This is a genomic window from Streptomyces sp. ADMS (genome assembly GCF_033441795.1).
GTDB lineage: Bacteria > Actinomycetota > Actinomycetes > Streptomycetales > Streptomycetaceae > Streptomyces.
Window position 1 is genome coordinate 1 of record NZ_JAVFVX010000373.1, and the last position, 649, is coordinate 649.

A 649-nucleotide genomic window follows, 5' to 3' on the forward strand; every position below is an offset into this window, starting at 1 on the left:
GGGACGTTCGGCCCCGTGGTCGCGGACCTTCGGCATCCGGCGTCGCGCGCCCCCTGCCACGAGAGTGAGTGGTGTCAGGAACGACCGACCCGATCATCCCCGAAGGGATCACCATCATGGCCGTGCACGAGCACCCGCACCGGAGCTCCGGTTTCCACCTGCCGTCGCTGCGCAGGAACCGGACCGCGTCCGCATCCGAGTCGGACGTGTCGGCCACCGCCGGCACGCACACCGCGCGGGCCTGTGCCTTCGCCTCCCTGCGCCTGCTGACCGGCTTCGTCTTCCTGTGGGCGTTCCTCGACAAGACCTTCGGCTTCGGCTACGCGACCCCGTCGGGCAAGGGCTGGATCGACGGCGGGTCGCCGACCCAGGGATTCCTGGGCAATGTGGCGGTCGGCCCGATGGAGTCCACGTTCCACTCCTGGGCCGGGGACACCTGGGCGAACTGGCTGTTCATGCTCGGTCTGCTCGGGATCGGCCTCGCGCTGGTCGCGGGGGTCGCTCTGCGGCTCGCCGCCGTCGCGGGCACCGTGATGATGGCGCTGATGTGGATCGCCGAGTGGCCGCCGGCCAAGCACCTCTCCGACGGCGAACTGAGCATGTCGACGAACCCCTTCGTCGACTACCACCTGATCTACGCCGTCGCCCT

1 protein-coding gene is annotated in these 649 nt (G+C 69.8%); it reads left to right on the top strand.

The genetic code is table 11. The features are described 5' to 3' along the window. Positions 1-116: 116 nt before the first annotated feature. On the top strand, positions 117-649 hold a 533-nt coding region (locus tag RB628_RS41115; protein WP_318325730.1), incomplete at its 3' end, for a DoxX family membrane protein.